Annotated in this window: 3 protein-coding genes; all 3 read right to left on the reverse strand. The window is 57.4% G+C overall.

The window, feature by feature from the left end:
• Position 1 precedes the first annotated feature (1 nt).
• A complete protein-coding gene (locus ACH2EH_RS02180; RefSeq protein ID WP_395138433.1) occupies positions 2-1,087 on the reverse strand; it encodes a phosphotransferase enzyme family protein in 1,086 nt (361 codons plus the stop codon).
• Between the two features lie 52 nt (positions 1,088-1,139).
• Entirely contained in the window at positions 1,140-1,490 is a 351-nt protein-coding gene (locus ACH2EH_RS02185) for a hypothetical protein (RefSeq protein ID WP_395138435.1), read from the reverse strand.
• Positions 1,491-1,732: 242 nt separating this feature from the next.
• The coding region (locus ACH2EH_RS02190) for a Uma2 family endonuclease (RefSeq protein WP_395138438.1) at positions 1,733-2,340 on the reverse strand (608 nt) is incomplete at its 5' end.

Consider the following 2,340-nt stretch of genomic DNA (forward strand, 5'->3'; position numbering starts at 1 on the left):
GCTACAGCGCGTCGGAGATGATCTTGCGGATCGTGCTCTCTTGCGCCTCGATACTCTGGCACAGCGCGAACTGCACCAGTGCGCGCTCCAGATTGTGGCCCCGGTGGTCCGCGAGGAAGTAGACATCGCCCGCGAGGTGATCGGTGAAGAAGCGCAGGCCCAGCTCGAAGGCAATTAAGCGGATGGCATCGAAGAGATGCTCGTAGTCAGCGGGAGTGAGAAAGTGGTGGGCTTGCTCCAAGTAGCCGCTCAGAATCGCCTTGGCAAGCTCTGGCTCAAAGCACACGGCGTCGAAGTTCTTGGTCTCCTCGCCCAGCGCGTTGCACGCCGAGCGCAGTCCATCGCCGATATCGTAGTGCACTAGGCCAGGCTTGACGGTATCAAGGTCAATAATACTGATGGCTTGCCCGGTGACGATGTCCATCATGACGTTATTGATCTTCGGGTCGCCGTGAATCGGGCGCAGTGGGAGCTTGCCAGACGCCTTGGCATCCTCTAAAACATGGGTAAGCCCGCGCCGCGCTTCCACAAACGCCAGTCCGTGGCGCACTTCGGCTGTTAGCTCCGTACTATGGTTGGCGGCGACTTTATCGAAGTGTGCCAGATAACCCGGCGCGATATGAAAGCCCGGCAGCGTGTCGGCGAGCTGATCGGCCTTCATGTCGCTGATCAGGTTGTGGAACGCGCCCAGCCCAAAGCCCACTTCGTAGGCATGTGCCTCATTCTGGGCCGTGTTGTAGGAGCGGGAGCGAGGGATAAAGCTCAAGGCGCGCCAGTACTCGCCTTCGGCATCAATCCAGAAATCCTTGCCATCGCGCGTAGCCAGCACCTGCGGCGTCTCCCAGCGACGGCCCTTATCAATGGGAGCCACGGCAAGCTTACGGGCGACGTGCTCCGAAAACCGGCGGATGTTGCGCATCACCAGCTCAGGCTGAGTGAAAACCCTCTTGTTGATCCGCTGGAGGATAAACCGCCTACTATCTGTCAGGGTGACCAGATAGGTTTTATTGATATTACCGGTGGTGTCCTGCTTGATCTCGATGATCTCACTACCTACCGGAAACTGACGCGCCGCCTGTTCTTCCAAAGTAAATGCCTTTAATTATTGCGAGGTGTTGCCGGGATTTTACCACAAAGTCTCAGGGAGAGTAGTAGCGGCAGCCCGGCGCGGCGAACCAGAGCTGGACGACCGGGCGGTAGACTTTCCACACCCACTCATTTCCGTTGTAGTCACAGGAGAGGACGCAGCATGGCCCCTGTGGTGGGCTGATGACATAGGTAAGCCAGGAAACCGCAGGGCCAACCGCCGGTTCTCGTTGCTGTCTATCGCGAGTTTCTGTATAGGGCGAGACCTGACCACCCCAAAAGTGGAAGAGAATCGTTGCGGTGCCCAGATAGAGAAGAGGAGCTAGGACAAGCGCCATTCCCACCTGCTTGACCAAGGGGAGCTTTTGCCAACCCACACCGACAACAGGAAGTACAAATAGCACAAACCAAGGGAACCAGAACATGCCAACCAGAAAAAAGAACCGACTGAACACAGTTGCAGTGATGCTCGCGACCGCACATAGTCCAACTCCCCAGGCGATTCGCTCGCTACTCGGGAGGTTTCTGAGAGCAAGAGCAGAGGTCACACCCAGATACAGACATACGGGGAAGATTATCAGAGGACGGGGAATGAGGGCACAGAGCACACCAACAAGCCCCGCAAGTAAGAGTAGGAAGCCGTGCTTCATGAGAGATCTGGGGGAAGGAGTGCTGCGACGGCTATCGAGACAGAGGGCGCACAGAGGGGGGCAATGCTCTGTTGTTCGGTGACCTTGAGGTGAGTTCCCCACTCGGTGCCTGAGGGATCGCGGAATACCTCCAGCCGTCGCTGGCTCAAATTGACAATCCAGTACTCTTGAATCCCGGCCTCGGCGTAGATCTCGGCCTTTGTATTACGATCTTGGGAGAGTGTCGCCCCCGAGACCTCGATCAGTAGCAGCACTTGCTCGGGCTTAGGGTGGCTCTGGAGAAAGTCGCGGCGCTGGCCCGCAATCACTGCGATATCGGGGATAGGGGTGGAGGTCGTGCTGAGGGGCAGGGCGTGCTGGTTGCGCAGGAAGCAAGTGCTCAGGTCAAGGCTACGGGCGAGTAGGTCGTAGATTACGTCGGTAGTATAGGCATGGGGTGGGTTTTCCATAGGCTTTTCGTACAGCTCGCCTTCAAGTAGCTCTAGGCGTACGTCCTCAGGAAAGAGCCCCAGCGCCATAGCACGCTCAAACTGAGCAACACTCCAGCGCCAGGGGCCTTTAGATTCAGGGGTTAAATCAATGGGTTGCATCGAGGTTTCCTGAA

The sequence above is a fragment of the Armatimonas sp. genome (assembly GCF_043760365.1).
Lineage (GTDB): Bacteria > Armatimonadota > Armatimonadia > Armatimonadales > Armatimonadaceae > Armatimonas.